Origin of the sequence: Glycomyces sp. NPDC048151 (assembly GCF_043202775.1) — a bacterium.
Classification (GTDB): domain Bacteria; phylum Actinomycetota; class Actinomycetes; order Mycobacteriales; family Micromonosporaceae; genus Glycomyces.
Genome location: NZ_JBIDBB010000007.1, coordinates 242,734 through 258,989 on the forward strand (window position 1 = coordinate 242,734; position 16,256 = coordinate 258,989).

15 protein-coding genes are annotated in these 16,256 nt (G+C 68.5%); 11 read left to right on the forward strand and 4 right to left on the reverse strand.

Annotation, left to right across the window (positions count from 1 at the left end):
* Positions 1 to 1,454, forward strand: a 1,454-nt coding sequence (locus ACGGCP_RS18590; protein WP_392967695.1) for a WD40 repeat domain-containing protein, incomplete at its 5' end; no start/stop codon positions are given.
* 59 nt (positions 1,455 to 1,513) lie between these two features.
* On the opposite strand, the gene ACGGCP_RS18595 is transcribed toward ACGGCP_RS18590, so the two are convergent.
* The gene (locus tag ACGGCP_RS18595; protein WP_392967697.1) at positions 1,514 to 1,780 is read right to left on the reverse strand and encodes a DUF397 domain-containing protein; all 267 of its coding nucleotides are present in this window, start codon (positions 1,778 to 1,780) and stop codon (positions 1,514 to 1,516) included.
* Positions 1,777 to 2,739, reverse strand: coding sequence for a helix-turn-helix domain-containing protein (locus ACGGCP_RS18600; RefSeq protein ID WP_392967699.1), 963 nt, complete (start codon positions 2,737 to 2,739; stop codon positions 1,777 to 1,779). The genes ACGGCP_RS18595 and ACGGCP_RS18600 overlap by 4 nt, the downstream gene beginning before the upstream one ends.
* Positions 2,740 to 2,984: 245 nt before the next feature.
* Here ACGGCP_RS18600 and ACGGCP_RS18605 point away from each other — a divergent pair, with 245 nt between their 5' ends.
* The 5 genes from ACGGCP_RS18605 to ACGGCP_RS18625 all read left to right on the forward strand — a co-directional run bounded on the left by ACGGCP_RS18605 (position 2,985) and on the right by ACGGCP_RS18625 (position 7,539).
* Entirely contained in the window at positions 2,985 to 3,338 is a 354-nt protein-coding gene (locus ACGGCP_RS18605; RefSeq protein ID WP_392967701.1) for a hypothetical protein, read from the forward strand.
* A complete protein-coding gene (locus tag ACGGCP_RS18610; RefSeq protein ID WP_392967703.1) occupies positions 3,335 to 3,667 on the forward strand; it encodes a hypothetical protein in 333 nt (110 codons plus the stop codon). Before ACGGCP_RS18605 ends, ACGGCP_RS18610 begins: the two co-directional genes overlap by 4 nt.
* Positions 3,657 to 3,932 (forward strand): hypothetical protein, encoded by a 276-nt coding sequence (locus ACGGCP_RS18615; RefSeq protein WP_392967705.1) that lies wholly within the window; start codon positions 3,657 to 3,659, stop codon positions 3,930 to 3,932. Before ACGGCP_RS18610 ends, ACGGCP_RS18615 begins: the two co-directional genes overlap by 11 nt.
* Before the next feature lie 87 nt (positions 3,933 to 4,019).
* Positions 4,020 to 5,192, forward strand: a complete 1,173-nt coding sequence (locus ACGGCP_RS18620; protein ID WP_392967707.1) for a patatin-like phospholipase family protein — start codon at positions 4,020 to 4,022, stop codon at positions 5,190 to 5,192.
* On the forward strand, positions 5,173 to 7,539 hold the full coding sequence (locus tag ACGGCP_RS18625) for a protein kinase (RefSeq protein ID WP_392967709.1): 2,367 nt from the start codon (positions 5,173 to 5,175) through the stop codon (positions 7,537 to 7,539). The genes ACGGCP_RS18620 and ACGGCP_RS18625 overlap by 20 nt, the downstream gene beginning before the upstream one ends.
* Before the next feature lie 16 nt (positions 7,540 to 7,555).
* Here the strand turns inward: ACGGCP_RS18625 and ACGGCP_RS18630 are convergent, their stop codons facing one another.
* On the reverse strand, positions 7,556 to 7,921 hold the full coding sequence (locus ACGGCP_RS18630; protein ID WP_392967711.1) for a DUF5319 family protein: 366 nt from the start codon (positions 7,919 to 7,921) through the stop codon (positions 7,556 to 7,558).
* Between the two features lie 162 nt (positions 7,922 to 8,083).
* On the opposite strand from ACGGCP_RS18630, the gene ACGGCP_RS18635 reads away from it, so the two are divergent.
* The 4 genes from ACGGCP_RS18635 to ACGGCP_RS18650 all read left to right on the forward strand — a co-directional run bounded on the left by ACGGCP_RS18635 (position 8,084) and on the right by ACGGCP_RS18650 (position 11,657).
* Complete coding sequence (locus tag ACGGCP_RS18635; protein WP_392967713.1) at positions 8,084 to 8,275, forward strand: hypothetical protein; 192 nt, start codon at positions 8,084 to 8,086, stop codon at positions 8,273 to 8,275.
* A 254-nt stretch (positions 8,276 to 8,529) separates the two neighbouring features.
* Positions 8,530 to 10,020 (forward strand): IMP dehydrogenase, encoded by a 1,491-nt coding sequence (guaB, locus tag ACGGCP_RS18640; protein ID WP_392967715.1) that lies wholly within the window; start codon positions 8,530 to 8,532, stop codon positions 10,018 to 10,020.
* Positions 10,021 to 10,042: 22 nt separating this feature from the next.
* Positions 10,043 to 11,164: a GuaB3 family IMP dehydrogenase-related protein gene (locus tag ACGGCP_RS18645; RefSeq protein WP_392967717.1), complete on the forward strand. Its 1,122-nt coding sequence runs from the start codon at positions 10,043 to 10,045 to the stop codon at positions 11,162 to 11,164.
* Positions 11,165 to 11,258: 94 nt separating this feature from the next.
* The gene (locus tag ACGGCP_RS18650) at positions 11,259 to 11,657 is read left to right on the forward strand and encodes a VOC family protein (protein ID WP_392967719.1); all 399 of its coding nucleotides are present in this window, start codon (positions 11,259 to 11,261) and stop codon (positions 11,655 to 11,657) included.
* Between the two features lie 21 nt (positions 11,658 to 11,678).
* Here the strand turns inward: ACGGCP_RS18650 and ACGGCP_RS18655 are convergent, their stop codons facing one another.
* Positions 11,679 to 12,152 carry a hypothetical protein gene (locus ACGGCP_RS18655; RefSeq protein WP_392967721.1) on the reverse strand — a complete coding sequence of 158 codons (474 nt, stop codon included), beginning with the start codon at positions 12,150 to 12,152 and terminating at the stop codon, positions 11,679 to 11,681.
* 335 nt (positions 12,153 to 12,487) lie between these two features.
* Between ACGGCP_RS18655 and ACGGCP_RS18660 the strand changes: the two genes are divergently transcribed.
* Positions 12,488 to 15,865 (forward strand): adenylate/guanylate cyclase domain-containing protein, encoded by a 3,378-nt coding sequence (locus ACGGCP_RS18660; RefSeq protein ID WP_392967723.1) that lies wholly within the window; start codon positions 12,488 to 12,490, stop codon positions 15,863 to 15,865.
* The last annotated feature ends 391 nt before the right edge of the window (positions 15,866 to 16,256 follow it).

Sequence of the window (16,256 nt, forward strand, 5' to 3'; positions counted from 1 at the left end):
GCGGCAGCGAGGACGAGACTGTGCGGGTCTGGGACCTCACATCCGGAAGCCAGCGAGCCACCTTTGACGGCCACGACGACGCGGTCAACGCGGTGGCGTTCGGCGAGATCGACGGCACGCCCGTCGTGATCAGCGGCAGCGAGGACGAGACTGTGCGGGTCTGGGACCTCACATCCGGAAGCCAGCGAGCCACCTTTGACGGCCACGACGACGCGGTCAACGCGGTGGCATTCGGGGAGGTCGATGGAATGCCGATCGCGGTCAGCGGAGGCACCGATCGGTCCGTGCGGGTTTGGAACCTGGCAACGATGCGCCAGATTCAAGCTTTCCACGGCCACGCTGGACGCGTGCTCCGAATCGAGATCTGCTGGGTCGCAGGGCAGCCGATGGTTGTCAGTGAGAGTGAGGATGAGTCGATCCGGATCTGGGAGCTGCGCGGCCCAGACGGTTCGGCGGAAGTCTCCGTCGACGACACGAAACAGACCGGCTCCCCGCAGGAGAACAAGGTCGACTCGATCGTGTTCGGGACGTTGGGGGGCGACGGTGTCGTCTTCGGCGGAGGCGAAGACGGGTCGGTGAGAGCCTGGGATCTCCTCGATGGCAGTGAGCGGGCGGTCATGCGCGGCCACGACGGCCCGGTCAGCACCGTGGCCTACGGACACATCGGCGGAACACCGGTCCTCGTCAGCGGTGGGCAAGACCGCACAGTGCAAGTCTGGGACCTGGTGCAGCAGAAACGCAGGTCGACACATCAAGCCCACGACCACTGGGTCAGCAACGTGGCTTTCGGCGAGATCGCCGGGAGGCCGCTGGCCACGAGTACCGGCGGCGACGGAGCCATACGGATCTGGGATCTCAGGAGAAGGAAGCTGGCTGCGGCATTCCAGGATCCGCTGCCCTGGGTCCGCTCTGTCGCGTTCGGGGCGGTAGCAGGCCAGCCGTGCTTCATCGGCGGAGGCCAAGACGGTGTGCAGGCGTGGGGCTTCAAACCGCGACTCGGATGGTTGAACCGGAGGTGGAGCCCTCGCGCTCCGCGGGCGCTGATGTCCTTCGACGGTGACGAGGAGAGCGACCGCCCGCAGGTCGCCTTCGGCGAGATCGATGGAACCACGGTCATCCTCTACGGCCGCCTTGACGGTTCGGTCGTTTGCTTCCGCCCGGAAGACCCGACTGACAAGGTGGTCCTCGAAGGCCACAAAGACCTGGTGACCGCGCTCGCGTTCGGCAAGATCAGTGACCGGCCGATCGTTGTCACCGGCAGTCGCGACCTGTCGGTGCGCATTTGGGACCTGCGAGACCGGAGGGAAATCGACCGGCTGGAGATCGGCGCGCTAGTGCGGAGTGTCGCGCTCGCCGCTCCGGGCACGGTGGTGGTGAGTGCCGGGACAGAGGTCATTTGCTTCGATGTGCCGAGCTTGCAGGCCATCGCGGAGGGCCGCGCGGAAGGTCGTTGAGCAACGAAGAAGCCGCGGTGGAGGGCTGGCCTCCATCGCGGCTTTCTTGGTCCTGCGGTCTAGCGGGTCTTGAGGGTTCCCAGGAAGGTGGTGAAGTCCTTGGCGGGGAGGGCGAAGATCGGGGAGTCGGTACCGAGCTTGGAGTCGCGGACCTCGAAACCGGTCGGGGCGGGGCGGGCCTCGACGCAGTCCCCGTTGCCGGAATCAGAGCTTCGGGTGCTCTTGCGCCAGTGCGCGCAGGCCACCTCGACACAGTCGCCGTTGCCGGTGTCAGAGCTTCGGGTGCTCTTGCGCCAGATCCGCTGCTGACCGGCCGCTTGACTCATTCGCGCTTCACTTCTTTCAACTCGCTGGCGATGCGCTCGGCGCTCGCCTTGGAGCTGAGGGCGACGTCGTTCCAGAGCGCATCGTAGGTCTCTTTGAACGAGTCTATGTCAGGGTCTTCCTCGTAAATCGCGGCGGCGGTGCTGTCGATGTAAACCACGTCGGGGAGGGGTTCCGGCAGTCTGAAGACCGTGTAGCCGACGCCGATTCCGGCAGCGATGTGTGCCCAGCTGTCGCGGGGGAGCAGTCGGATCTCGACCTTCGGCAGCTCGGTGATTTCGAGCAGCCGCTCGAACTGCTCGATCATGGTTTCGGTGCTGCCGACACGCTGATCGAGGATCGCCTCGTGCATCAGGATCTTGATAACTGGACCGTCGGTCTTGCTAAGCAGCTGGGTTCGGATCATGCGAGCCTCGACCTGACGCTTGACTGCAACCGGGTTGTCTCGCTTGGGGCCGTTGCTGATCAGGGTTTCGGCGACTTGTTTCGTCTGGGTCAGGCCGTGCAGGACCGTGAGCGAGAGGATCTGGATCTCCTCGGCTTCATCCTCCATCCAGATGTGGTTGGCGAGGCTCTTGATGTAGGGCTGGAACGAGTCCACCCAGCCGCGCTTCGCGGCTTCGATGTTCATCTGGATGAGGCTCGCGCGCTCTACCTGGTCATCGACCCGGTAGAGGTCCAGCAGGGTAATGAAGATGTCGCCGGGGATCGGGTAGTCCCCTGACTCGTAGCGGCTCAGGGTGGCCATGTTCTTGCCGATGTGGTCGGAGACCTGAGCTGCCTTGTACTCCAAGTCATCTCGGAGCTTTCGCATCACTCTGCCGATGTACCTGGCTCGCGCTGTGGGCGGGTTGGACTTGACCATGCTTACCCCCCAATGGGTTCCGGCGGGGTCAGGAAACCTGACCACTGTGGGAAAATATCCTAGCATCGGAAGATTCGCCCGATCAAGTGCTTGCATTTGGATATCGGATGTGCGAACCTAAATGCACGATCCATCTCGCGCAGAGTGATCGGGGAGCTTCGAGCTTCAACCATGTCGGCTGGTTCGGTGGGGGATCAGCCGGTGCCCGTCCCCGGACCCCCGTTCGGGGGCGGGCGACTTCGACAACTTCAATTCGGCCGCTCAAAGACGCGGCCCGCGCATGTGAATTCTTTGGCGAGAGTCCTGCGCGGGCCGCCCAAACCACAGAGAGGTGTGCTCCCGTGGCACTACTCAGCCTAGCTCGCGATGCTGTGCCCGCTCGGGCCAAGATCGACCTACACCTGCATCAACCGCGCCGGAGCTGGTTCGGCCTCGGGCCGCTCCGCTGCGAATGGTGCTCGGAGAAGTGGGGCCGGTTCGGCTGCTACTTCCGCGAAGCCGCCGCGCGCTGGTTCGTGCAGACGGCGACCGCTGCGCAGCAGCGTGAGGCGATGGCGTCCGGGCGGATCACCCGCGACGATTTGCACCTGCGTCGCCGCGTCCGGACCGGCGCGCATCGGCGCAAGCCCAGTCCGCATCCGCGCCAGCCCGGTCCGCTCGCCGAGTGCATCGCGATCGCGCAGGCCCTGGCATGAGCGACACCGTCAGCGGCATCAAGATCGGCACCGCCGACTTCACCGGTCGGGTCGTGTCCGGCCTCGTCCCCGAAGGCGAGCCCGGGTCGGTCGTGCTCCGGCAGCTCTACCCCGGCGACCCCGTCGACATCGGGGTCATCGACCAGATCGAGCCGGTCACGGCCCAGATCACGATCTATCCGGGCCACCGCAAGGTCTGGAGCGACGCGGACCGGACCGCGCTGACCTTCTTCTTCGCGAACCGCTACCGCGACCGGAACCGGCTCGCGACGCTGCTCGACTTCGTCGCAGTGGCCGAGGTCGTCGGGGAGTCCGCCGATGGCCGCTGAACCGGAATGCTGGACCGCGATCGGCGACTTCACGTACTCGACGGGGTTGGGCGGGCACGTGCGCTTCATCGTCGAGCGCAACACGGAGAACCCTGCGCTGCACGGCATCAGCTCAGACGAGGACAAGGGCGCGGGGCCTCGGCCGGTCGCGGTGTTCACGCATCCGCCGAAGGGCCCGGTCGACTGGCGGGACACGTGGAAGGGCGACCGGATGTGCGCCGCGATCGAGCGCGACGCGCGCGGGATCGCTGCTCGGGCACGGTGATCGGGGGACTCCACAATGTGTCCATACGGGCTATCCTGAGGACAATCCGATTCCGCCGCTCCAACCACACCCCTGAGCGAGGCCGAATTGTCCGATGACGATGCCCTTCATCATGCCCCTGACCATGCCCTCAGTGATGCCCTCAGTGATGCCCTGAGCGATGCGTCCGACCTTGCCCGTGACCGCGCTCCTGACCCTGCCGCCATCTATGCCCATGACGCCGAGCGCTACTGGGCCGACGACCATCCGGTCCTGGAACTGATCCGGGCCCGTGGCGCCGCCGGTTCCGCGCCCGGGGCGCGGGTCGACGGGTTCAAGCTCGGCCTGGCCGTGGAGGGCGGCGGGATGCGCGGCGTGACGTCCGCCGCGATGCTCGTCGCCCTCGACGACCTGGGGCTTCGCGGCGTGTTCGACGCCGTGTACAGCTCCTCGTCAGGCTCGATCAACGCCGCCTACTTCTTCGCGGGCGGCGACTGCTGGTACCCGCTGACGATCTACTTCGACGACCTGGCCACGACCAAGTTCGTCGACATGCGCAACATGTTCAACCGGCGTCCCATGCTCAACCTCGACTACGCCTTCGACGAGGTCCTGGAGACCATCAAGCCCCTCGACTTCGAGAAGGTCCTCAAGGGCCCCACCGAATTCCACGTCACGATCAGCCTCGTGGACAGCCTGACCGCCATCGGCCCGCACGAGTTCGAGTCCAGAGAGGACTTGAAGTCCGCCCTCAAGGCGAGCTGCTGGATGCCCGTCGCCGTCCCCGGCACGGGCATGTTCCGCGGCCAAAGGGCCCTCGACGGCGGCGTGCTCACCGCCCACCCCCACCTCCTCGCCATGAAAGACGGCTGCACCCACGTGCTCTCCCTCAGCACCAAGCCCATCAAGCCGCCGCCGAGCCACCTCGCGCCCGGCCGCCGCTTCTCCGTCGCCTACCTCGAACGGGTGAAACGCGGCCTCGGCCGCGCCTACGCCGCCTCCCAGGTCGAATACCGCAAGCAGCGCAGGCAGTTGCAGCAGTGGATGACCGAACCCGGCGACGGCCCGAAGGTCCTCGACCTCGCGCCGCTGCCGTGGATGCGGGAGGTCGGGAACCAGACCCGCGACCGCGACGCGCTCGTCACCGCCGCCCGGGAAGCACACGCTGTCATGGCCGCCGCGATCCAGGGCGTCCCCGTCGCCGAGATCCGCGCCGGGTCCTTCCGCTCCGTGCCCCGCATCGTCACCGTGAGGACCGCCGATGGCAAACGCGTCAGTTGACCTCCTCACCAGAGCCTGCGCCCACCTCACCGGCCGCGCCGAGAACCGCGACGCCGTAACCGAACTCGATTCGTGGCAGACCGAGGACTGGCGGGCCGCGCTCCTCGACGTCCCCCTCGACGAACGCGCCTACGAGGATCGCTTCGGGGTCGGCCGCGCCGCCGAACTCGACGCGCTCTGGATTTGGTGGGACGCAAGCGAACCCGACGGCCGCGTGAGCGCCGCGACCAAGGGCTACCTCGGGTTCTTCCTGCTCACCCTGACCGGGATGCACCGCTCCGACCGCATGCGCTACCACGGCGAGGCCTACGACGGCGGCGAGATCGACGGGCGCCCGGCCGACGAGCGCTGCGCCTCCCTGGTCGCCCACACAGGCGTGCGGGAGGCCGTCAAAGCGCTCTACCGGCCCGCCGACGACGACGCGGACGCGGTCGAGATCTGGGACGAGATCGACTTCTCCACCATGGCCTTCCACCGCCAAGGCACCACCTCGATCATCATCACCGTCGACTCCGATCCCCCCAACAAGGCCGTGCGGCCCACGCACTACGCCCTCAAATGCCTCATCTACCCGTACCTGCGCATCCCCGCGATCGTCAAGGCCACCAGGGCTTATGAGCGCGAGTTCGGCGGCGTGCGGCCCGAAGGCTCGCCGCTCGTCACCGTCTTCGCCAGCTACGACAGCTGGGTCCTCATGGAGTTCATCAAAGGCACGACCCTCACCGACTACCTCCGCGCCGCAGAGAAGGGCCGCAAGGACCCGAAGTCGGAGATCACGCGACCGGTCGACCTCAAGCAGCTGCGGGCCGTCGGGGCGCCCCTGCTCGGCGCGATGTCGGTGCTGGCCGCGAACGTCGGCTACCACAACGACCTGACGCCGTCGAACATCATCGTCCAGGTCGACGAGGACAACCCGGACGTGGTCAAGATCCGCCTCATCGACCTCGGCGTGAACTTCCTGCACACCAGGACGATCGTCGGCGCGCAGTCCGGCGAGTCGGTCTACGTCGCGCCCGAAGTGAAGACCTCGGGCACCGGCGGCTACCGGGCCGACCTGTACTCGGTCGGCATGGTGCTCATAGCGATCGGCGGAATCCCGCACAGCGCCGAAGGCACCGTGCCCGACCAGTTCTACGTCGCCTCGGTCGGTCTCGCGCGGCTCCTCGAAGACCTCGTCGACGCCGACCCGCGCCAGCGCCTCGTCGTCTCCGGCATCGAGGCGGGCCTGGGCCGCTACACCGAGATCCGCGACCTGTTCATGCGCGAGATCGAAGTGCTCGAAGCCGCCGAGAAAGGCAAGCCGAAGACCGCCTACCAGCGGTTCAAAGGCCTGCTGCCCGCCGCGAGCGTCGTCTCCCGCCAGCGCGAGATCGCGAAGGTGCGCCGCAAGCAGGCCAAGGCGACCGACAAGGCGAAGCACCCGCGCCAGGCGCACCACCTGCGGCAGGCGAACGGCCTCAAGTACTGGGCGATCGCGTGCGCGCTCATGTCGTGGGTGACGCTGGCGCTGGTGCTGACCTGGTGGTCGCGGGACCTCGACCTGTTCTGGCAGGCGAAGTACGTCGAGATCGCGAACTGGGTGTTCAACCGCTCGGGGAACGCCGGCATCCCGCTCCTGGACGACGTCCGCGCCGCGGACTACGTGATCCCGGCCGCGTGGGACAACCTGCCGGTGCGGATCATCGCGCTGGCCTACGCGATCCCGGGCCTGCGGCTGTACATGAACATCTTCGCGGACATGACGCCGCACTCGGCGTACCGGCGGCGCGGCTGGCGCGGGGTGAAGACGGCGGCGGCCTCGTTCATGATGCGGGCCTCGGCGGTCTACCCGACCGTGTACATCCTGCTGCCGACGCTCGTGCAGCGGCGGTGGTGGGTGATCTTCAGCCCGCTGGGGATCATCACCGTGGCGACGATGATCTCGGCTTGCCTGTGGTTCGCGCTCGACGCGAACCGGCGGGCCCGGGCCTGGAACGACGGCAAGGGCCTCTCCACTGTCCCCAAGGGAGAGATCATGACGCTGCAGCGCCTGGTCTCGTGGCAGCCCGCGGCGTGGCTCTACGCGCTGCCGGTGGTCATCATCGGGATCTTCCTCTACAACGACCGCCTGCAGGACGAGCTGATGTACGCGATCGCGATCGCGCTGATCAACATCGGCATCTGGACGTTCAAGAACACCGGCTCCGACGCGCCGTACGTGCGGGCCGGGTTGACGCGGGCGATCCTGGCGGCCGAGCGGCTCGACGTGCTGGAGGACCGGAAGGCGAAGGCCGCGAAGCGGAACGCGCCGAAGCCCCGGGCCGCCGACGCCGCGGCTCCGGTGCCGGAGCAGGAGGCGGTCGGCTAGACGCGCGGGGCGGCGCTCAGGCGCCGTCCTCGCCGTGCGTCATGATCCAGCAGTCCGAGAAGCCCCGGGCGTAGTCCCAGGTCACGTAGTGGGCCGGGTCGGGGTCGAAGGCCGGTTCGTGGACCTGCGCGCAGTTCGCCTCGAGGAGGCCGCGCAGGTTCGCCTGGAGCAGGCCCCACGTGAAGTAGTGGGGCTCGTCGCAGTCGTCGCAGTCGACGACGACGCCGCGGTAGCCCTGCGGATGCAGGACCTTCTCGAACAGCTCCAGTTCGTGGAGGTCCTCGAGGAGGTCGGCGCGGTCGTCCTCGTCCAGTTCGGGTTCGAACGGGGCGACCGCGTGGTCGGGATCGTCGGCGAATGGGTCGCGTGGCTCCTCATACACGTCTACCAGCCTAACCCTTGGCAACGACCTTGCCGGGGGACCGCGGTGGGCGGGCGGTGACTCCCGGATCCATGCCAGCCTCGACGCCGCGTGATGACACTGCCCGCCCTGCTGGTTAGGCTGGGCCGCAAGTCAACCCACTCGAGCATCTGAGGAGACGGCATGGACGGCTTCGGCGAGAACGTAGAAGAGATCTTCGACGACGTGGTGGACGGCGTCGCCGACGCGGTCACCGACATCGACGCCACCGAGGTCTGGGAGGACGTGAGCGACGGCGCGGGCGACGCCTGGGAGGCCGTGTCGGAGTCCGACGCGTTCGAGACCGTCTCCGACGAGGTCGACGACCTCATCTAGGCCTTCATCTCGACCTTCATCTAGGACATACCGGTCAAAGCCGAAACGGGCCCGGCGAAACCACCGCCGGGCCCGTCCGGTCATCCCCTCAATTCGCAGCGTTTCCGCTGCGAATCACACCTCAAGGGGACGTGTGCGCTTCGGAGCGACGCAGGTTACGGCTCTACGATTGACCCATGGCGTTCTCAGGGGATTTCGGAATTCAGGGGCACGAGGGTGCTACCGGTGAGCGGGTCGGCGGAACCACGGTGCCGATGGGCTCGGCCAGTGCCATCCCGCTCGGCTTGACCTTCGACGACGTACTGCTCCTCCCGGGCGAATCCGACGTGATCCCGTCCGAGGTCGACACCTCCACCCAGCTCACCCGCAACATCCGCATCTCGGTGCCGCTGCTCACGGCCGCGATGGACACCGTCACCGAAGCCCGCATGGCGATCGCCATGTCCCGCCTCGGCGGGATGGGCATCCTGCACCGCAACATGTCCGCCGAAGAGCAGGCCCAGCAGGTCGACCTCGTGAAGCGCTCCGAGTCGGGCATGGTCGCCGACCCCGTCACCTGCTCCCCGCACGACACGCTCGAGCAGGTCGACAAGCTCTGCGGCAAGTACCGCATCTCCGGCCTCCCCGTCACCGACGAGGACGGCAAGCTCATCGGCATCGTCACCAACCGCGACATGCGGTTCGAGAACGACATGTCCGTGACCGTGGCCTCCGTCATGACCTCCCGCAACCTGGTGACCGCCCCTGAGGGCGTCTCCAGCGAAGAGGCCCTGCAGCTGCTCAAGGCCAACAAGATCGAGAAGCTCCCGATCGTCGACGCCGACGGCTACCTGCGCGGCCTCATCACCGTCAAGGACTTCTCCAAGCGCGAGGAGTTCCCGAACGCCTCGAAGGACGACTCCGGCCGCCTGCGCGTCGGCGGCGCGATCGGCGTCGGCGACGAGCAGTACGCGCGCGCCGGGCAGCTCGTCGAGGCCGGGATCGACGTCCTGTCCGTCGACTCCGCGCACGGCCACTCCCGCGGCGTGCTCGACATGATCGCCCGCGTCTCCAAGGACTTCGGCGACAAGGTCGACATCATCGGCGGCAACATCGTCACCGCCGCCGCCGCGAACGCGATGATCGACGCGGGCGCCGACTGCGTCAAGGTCGGCGTCGGTCCCGGCGCGATCTGCACGACCCGCGTCGTCGCGGGCGTCGGCGCGCCCCAGGTCTCGGCGATCATGGACACCGTCCGCGTCGCCCGCGAACGCGGCGTCCCGGTCATCGCCGACGGCGGCATCCAGTACTCCGGCGACATCGCGAAAGCCATCGTCGCGGGCGCTTCGACCGTCATGATGGGCCAGCTCTTCGCGGGCTGCGCCGAGAGCCCCGGCGACCTCATCTACATGAACGGCAAGCAGTTCAAGCAGTACCGCGGCATGGGCTCGCTCGGGGCCATGCAGTCCCGCGGCGAGGCCAAGTCCTACTCCAAGGACCGCTACTTCCAGGGCGGCGTCGAGTCCAACGACAAGCTCGTCCCCGAAGGCGTCGAGGGCCAGGTTCCCTACCGCGGCACCCTCGCACAGGTGGTCTACCAGCTCGTGGGCGGTCTGCGCAGCGCGATGGGCTACACCGGTGCCGGTACCATCGAAGGGATGCATGAGCGCGGCCGTCTGGTCCGGATCACCGCTGCGGGCCTCAAGGAGAGCCACCCGCACGACATCCAGATGACCGTGGAAGCGCCCAACTACCACACGCGGTAGCGGGCCTGTAGGAGGAGAGACTGTGCGGGAATTGGTCGAGATCGGCCCCGGCAAGATCGTGGCGCGCGGCTGGCGGCTGTCCGAAGTGGCACTCGTCCCGACCCGGCGTACCCGGGACATCGACGACGTCTCCACCGAGTGGCAGCTCGACGCCTACCGGTTCGAGATCCCGGCCGTGGCCCACCCGTCCGACGCGACGATGAGCCCGGCCTCCGTGATCGAGATGGGCCGCCTCGGCGGTCTCGGGGTCCTCAACGGCGAAGGGCTGTGGTGCCGCTACGTCGACCCCACGTCCCTGCTCAAGGAACTCGCGGACACTCCGGCCGAGGCCGCCATCGAGCGGCTCCAGGAGATCTACGCCGAGCCGATCAAGCCTGAGCTCATCGCGGAGCGGATCGCCGAGCTGCGCGCGGGCGGCATCACCACCGCCATGCGCTTCAGCCCGCAGCACACCGCCGAACTCGGGCCGCTCGCGGTCGAGGCCGGGGTGGACCTGCTGGTCATCCAGGGCACCATCGTCTCCGCGGAGCACGTCTCCTCCGGCGGCGACGTCCTGAACCTGAAGCAGTTCATCGCCGACCTGGACGTCCCTGTCGTCGTCGGCGGGGCCACCAACTACAAGACCGCGATGCACCTGATGCGCACGGGCGCGGCCGGCGTCATCGTCGGCGTCGGCTCGGACGACTGGTCCACCACGGACACCGTCCTCGGCATCGACGTCCCGATGGCCTCCGCGATCGTCGAAGCTGCCGCGGCCCGCCGCGACTACCTCGACGAGACCGGCGGGCGCTACGTGCACCTCATCGCCGACGGCGAGATGACCAACTCTGGCGCGATCGCCAAGGCCATCGCGTGCGGCGCCGACTCGGTCATGCTCGGCTCGATCCTCGCCGACGCCGCCGAGTCCCCGGCCGCGGGCGCCTGGTGGCACTCCGCCGCCTCGCACCCGAAGCTCCCGCGCGGCCGCTTCCGCCCGGGCGACTCCGGCGACGTCGAGGTCCCCGACCTCGAGGCGATCCTCTACGGCCCTTCGAACTCCTCGGACGGCTCGCAGAACCTCTTCGGAGGCCTGCGCCGCGCCATGGCCAAGACCGGTTACACCACGGTCAAGGAATTCCAGAAGGCCAGCCTGGTGACCGCGTAACAAGCGACTGCAAGGGGCCCGGAGCGCTGTCGCGCTCTGGGCCTCTTTCGCTTTCTCCCTTCCCTTTTCAGCTGGCTCGTGCGAGTATCGGCCGATGCTGAAACTCACCGATTTCATCATCGACTGCCCCGAGCCCATGAAGCTCGCGGCGTTCTACGCCGAGGTCACCGGACGTCCGGTCAAGGACACCGGCAGCTGGATCAGCATCGAGTTCGGCGAGATCGAACTGGCCTTCCAACAGGTCGACGACTTCCGCCCCTCCAGCTGGCCCGACGACGAGCACCCCAAGCAGTTCCACCTCGACTTCGAAGTCGACGACATCGACTCCGAAGAACAGCGCCTCACCGCCCTCGGCGCGACCCTCCGCAAGGACTTCACCGGCGAAGAAGGCTACGGCTGGAGGATCTACACCGACCCGGTCGGCCACCCCTTCTGCCTCTGCCGCAACAAGTCCGTCAAATGGATCGACGGAGAACCCGTCTGGCCCGCCTGATCCCCGTGCCCTCGGCTCGTCTCAACGAGACCGGGGCATCGTGGACTCAGAGAGCCGTTGGACAAGCGATTCCCAGTCGTGCTGGTTCGCCCAGAACCGGTTGGCCGGAACACGGCGGGAGCTGCCGTCGGCGCGCGTCTGGTAGATCCGACGATTGGCGGCCCGGTACTCGATCCGGTCGAACCCGGCTTCCGGGTAGATCCTGTGCGGTTTCCCGCTGCTGAAGCACCGCATGGTGCGGGTTCGCGAATCGAACTCGAGGAGCTGCTTTCGAGAGGCCAGGATCAGGGCTGCCGCCCCGAACCCGACGAGACCTCCCAACAGGACGCCTCGAACTGCGCTGTAGAAGACTCCGTCGGCCGTAGGAAAATAGGCGAGGAGAAGCAGCCCTGGTACGAAGCAGGCGGCCCCGACCCACACGCCGCGGAGTCGATTCGTTCGCACGGTGAGCAAGGTCGGCATTTCAGGGGCGGCGTCGAGGGGTTCGGGGGCCATATGGGGGCTTTCGTCTTCAGGGGCTGCGAGGGGGTGAGGCTCGGTTGGGTTGATTTTACCGGGGTTGGCGGGGCGCGTGGGTTCTGAGCTGGTGTCCTGTTCGCGGGGACGGGGTCGTACTTTTGGGTGGGGGGGTTGGGCCGGTTGTCGGCGGATTGTGCCGGGCTTCGTGAGCTTGCGAGCCATAAATGAGTGCTCGCACACAGGTATCTGTCAGCTAGGCCACGTATCCTTGCCAGCGTGAAGGCCAAGAACCACCCCATTCCCACAAGGAGTGGGGAACAACACACCCTGCTTACGGCGTTGGTGCTGCTGTGACCTGCCCATTCTGCTCCGTGCCCACCGTCCCTGGCGCGCGCTACTGCCACAACTGCGGAGCGCCCCTCTCCCCGGAGGCCACCGCCCCCCAGACGGAGCGCCGGTATGTGACGGTGCTGTTCGCCGACCTCTCCGACTTCACGACCTGGTCCGAAAGCCTCGACCCCGAGCGGGTCTCGTCGGTCACCGACCGCCTGCTGGCCGAGTGCGTCTCCGCGGTGAACGAGTTCGGCGGGCACGTCGACAAGCTCATGGGCGACGGCCTCATGGCCGTCTTCGGAGCGCCCCTGTCGCACGAGGACGACGCCGAGCGGGCCGTTCGCGCCGCTCAGGCCATGCAGAAACGGGTGCGGCGCCTCCTCAAAGCCGAGTCCGGTGGTGGTCTTCCCATCGGACTTCGCATTGGGCTGCGCTCCGGCCTCGTCGTCGCCGGCATGCAGGCGAACCTCGAGTACACCGTCATCGGCGACACCGTGAACACCGCGTCGCGCATCTGCGCGATCGCCTCCGTCGGCACCATCTGGGCCGGCGAGGAGACGCAGCGCGCCACCAAGCACGCCGCCGCCTGGCGCCGCCTCACTCCGGTGCGCCTCAAGGGCAAGCGTGAGCCCGTCGAGGTGTTCCAGCTCCTGGGTCTCGAAGACGAGCCCGGGACGCGTGCCAGTCTGGGCGACACCGCGCCGTTCATCGGCCGCGATGCCGAGATCGGGCGTGTCACCGGTCGGCTCGAAGCCGTCATCGACCGCGGCGAGCCGCTGGTCCTCATCCACACCGCCGAGGCGGGCATGGGCAAGACCCGGTTCGCCCGCGAGGTCCGGACCATCGCCACCGAGCGCGGCGCGCGAGTGCTGACCGTTCGTGTTGCGCCTTATGGTGAGGGCCGCCGTTTCGGGCCTCTGGCGGACCTGGTTCGCAAGGCTGCCGGCCTGCGATTCGATGATGATCGGGCTACCGCTGAGGCGAAGCTCCGGCGGATCGCCGACGGGCACGCCGACCACGGCGAGTGCCGCCTGAACATCACGCTCCTGCTCGGGCTGCTCGGCCACGGGCGTCCCGGCGCGACTGACAGGGTCGGCGGGTTCACCGGCCAGCAGTCCGACGCGTACACGATCCCCGAAGCCGTCGCCGAGCTCATCACGCACATGGCGACCCAGGGTCCCCTCGTGCTCAACATCGACGACCTGCACACCGCCTCGGCCGACGGCATCGACGCGCTCGGCGTCGCGCTCTCGAAGATCCACGGGCCCGTGCTCGTCATTCTTTACGGGCGGCCCGAGCTGACGCGTTCCTCGGGCGTCCTGACGCGGATCTCCGAAGCCGAAGTGCACCCGCTGCCGCCGCTCGCCGGTGCCGACGCCGCGCGGCTGCTCCGCGAGTTCCTCGGCGGCGGGCGTATGCCCAAGCCCGACGAGGACCGCCTCCTCGGCTTCGCCCAAGGCAACCCGTACTACCTCGCCGAACTCGTCACCCTCCTCACCGAGCAGGGCCTGCTCTCCGGGGACGGCGACCACTGGCGGCTCGCCGCCGGGTCGCTCACCGGCCGGGTGCTCTCCCGCGACCTCGCGCAGGTCCTCGGCGCCCGCATCGACGCGCTCAGCCCCGCCGCGCGAGCGCTGCTGCGCGCCGCGTCGATCTTCGGCGACGCCGTGCCGCCCGAGGCCACGCAGCTCCTCGAGAAGGAGGTCCCCGGCGAGTTCGAGGCCGCGCTCCAGGAGCTCCTGGACCGCCGCATGCTGCGCCGCCGCTCCTACGGCGGCTACCGCTTCGTGACCCCGCTGCTGCGCCAGGCCGCCTACGCGCCCATCGGGAAAGCCGACGCCGCGCACGCGCACGCCGAGATCGCCCGCTGGGCCGCCGACACCGAACTCGAAGGCCAGAGCGCCGACGACCTCGTGGTCTTCCACGCCGAGCAGGCCGTCACCCTCGCCAAGGAAGTCGAGATCGAAGCGCTCGACGAGGTCTGGAACGTCCTCCCGCTCGCGGTCGAGGCCGTCCGCAAGCAGGCCGCCCGCGCCATGGACGCCTCCGAGCCCGAACGCGCCGTCGCCCTCCTCAACGGCGTGGAACGCCTCGCGCCCCTGTCCTTCGACGACCGCCTCCTGCGCGGCCGGGCCCTCACCCGCCTGGGCCGCACCGAGGAAGCCGAGTCCGAGATCGAGGGCCTCGCCATCGACATCGGCCTCATCGTCGCCGACGACAGCGAACCCGGCGAGCACGAGGAGCACCCGTCCGGGCGGCTCTTCGGCGACGACTTCGCCGAGGACGAGGCCGAACTCGTGGCGCAGCTCCTGCTGCTCCGCGGCCGCCTCCACCGCTACAAGGGCGAACTCCAGGACGCCCGCACCGCTTGGACTGCGGCCCTTGCGCTCTCGCGGCGCGAAGGCCTCGCCGGGCCGCGCTGCGACGCGCAGTGCCGCATCGGCCTGCTCGACTTCCTCGCCGGGCACCTCAGCGAGGCCGAGAACCGCTTCCTCGACGCGTACGACACCGCCGTGGGCGTCGGCGACGACAAGCGGCTCGCCTGGGCGCTCCAGCACCGCGCGTGGGTCCTCGTGGCCCGCGGCGACTTCGACGGCGCCGACGACGTCCTCCGAGAGGCGGCGAAAGCCTTTGCGCGCCAGATGGACCTGGTCGGCCGGGCCTGGGTGCGCGGCGTCTCGGCGTTCGCCCTCCTCATGGCCGGGCGCTTCACCGAGGCCAAGCGACTGTCCGATGTGTTCATGCCGATCGGCGAGCGCTCGGGCGACGTGTTCGCCGTCGGGCTCCTGCGCGCCATCGGCGCCGCCGCCCAGGTGGCCCTCGGCCACCCCGAGGGCGCGGACGCCGCCGCCCGCAAGTCGTTCCGCGACTTCGAGCGCATCGACGACGACTGGGGCCGCGGCTTCGCCAAGTACGTGCGGGCCCTCGCGGCGCGCTCGATCGGCGCGCTCGACCACGCCCTCGACCTCGCCCAGGGCGCGGAGGAGTACGGCACGAAGACCGGCCACCCGCTCCTGATCTCCTTGGCGCACAACCTGAGAGGCCGCTGCGCCCTCGAACTCGGCGACGCGGCCACGGCCGAGGCCGCCGCGGAAGAGGCGCTGGCGCTCGTCACCGACGACGTCCTGGAGCCGGGCCGCGCGGCCAACACCGCGCTCCTGGCTGACGTGCGCGCCGCCAAGGGCGACCGCGCTGAGGCCTTGCGGATGCTCGAACCCCTTGCGGCGCACCACGACGAGCCCGCGCTGGGCCGTCCGCGCCGGGCGATCGTGGCCCGCTACGCCCGCCTCCTCGACGAGGACGGCCAGGTCGAGGCGGCCCGCGAGTGGGCCAGGATCACGCTGAAGTCCTTCGGCGAGGACCCGGAGGCCACCGAGTGGGCCGAGGGCTACCTCGAAGCGGCCAAGGTCTCCTGAGAGGCCGCACACCGTGTACGCCGGAACGCCCTCGGATGCTGCGAGGATCGATGCAGTGGGGGAGACGCAGCGGGTGGACGGGCGGCCCTTTCGGGCCGTGGCCTTGCGGCACGGGGCCCGTTCCAGTCGGACCGCCCGTCCTCCCGCGCGCCGCACGGGGGATGCATTCACTATGGGCTACCGGCAGTTCGCCCAGCGGAAGCGACATATCAACCGTTCGGCCAGTTATCGCTGGCTCTTCGTCCAGGGGTATACAGAATCGTGGGCGCGTTGCCGTAACGTTATGCGTCAAAGGTCCCATGACTCGGTTCCCCCAGGTCCGAGCTGCGAGACCTAGGTTCGGAACGTCCCCCGCGCGCAGGCCGTTGAAGGTCCGCGCACCGACCTGCAT

Bases quoted from the DNA above. Each gene is read 5' to 3' on its own strand.
- ACGGCP_RS18650 (WP_392967719.1), top strand. From the start codon at position 11,259: ATGCTGAAACTCACCGATTTCATCATCGACTGCCCCGAGCCCATGAAG.
- ACGGCP_RS18635 (WP_392967713.1), top strand. From the start codon at position 8,084: ATGGACGGCTTCGGCGAGAACGTAGAAGAGATCTTCGACGACGTGGTG.
- guaB (WP_392967715.1), top strand. From the start codon at position 8,530: ATGGGCTCGGCCAGTGCCATCCCGCTCGGCTTGACCTTCGACGACGTA.
- ACGGCP_RS18610 (WP_392967703.1), top strand. From the start codon at position 3,335: ATGAGCGACACCGTCAGCGGCATCAAGATCGGCACCGCCGACTTCACC.
- ACGGCP_RS18595 (WP_392967697.1), bottom strand. From the start codon at position 1,780: ATGAGTCAAGCGGCCGGTCAGCAGCGGATCTGGCGCAAGAGCACCCGA.
- ACGGCP_RS18625 (WP_392967709.1), top strand. From the start codon at position 5,173: ATGGCAAACGCGTCAGTTGACCTCCTCACCAGAGCCTGCGCCCACCTC.
- ACGGCP_RS18615 (WP_392967705.1), top strand. From the start codon at position 3,657: ATGGCCGCTGAACCGGAATGCTGGACCGCGATCGGCGACTTCACGTAC.
- ACGGCP_RS18655 (WP_392967721.1), bottom strand. From the start codon at position 12,152: ATGGCCCCCGAACCCCTCGACGCCGCCCCTGAAATGCCGACCTTGCTC.
- ACGGCP_RS18600 (WP_392967699.1), bottom strand. From the start codon at position 2,739: ATGCAAGCACTTGATCGGGCGAATCTTCCGATGCTAGGATATTTTCCC.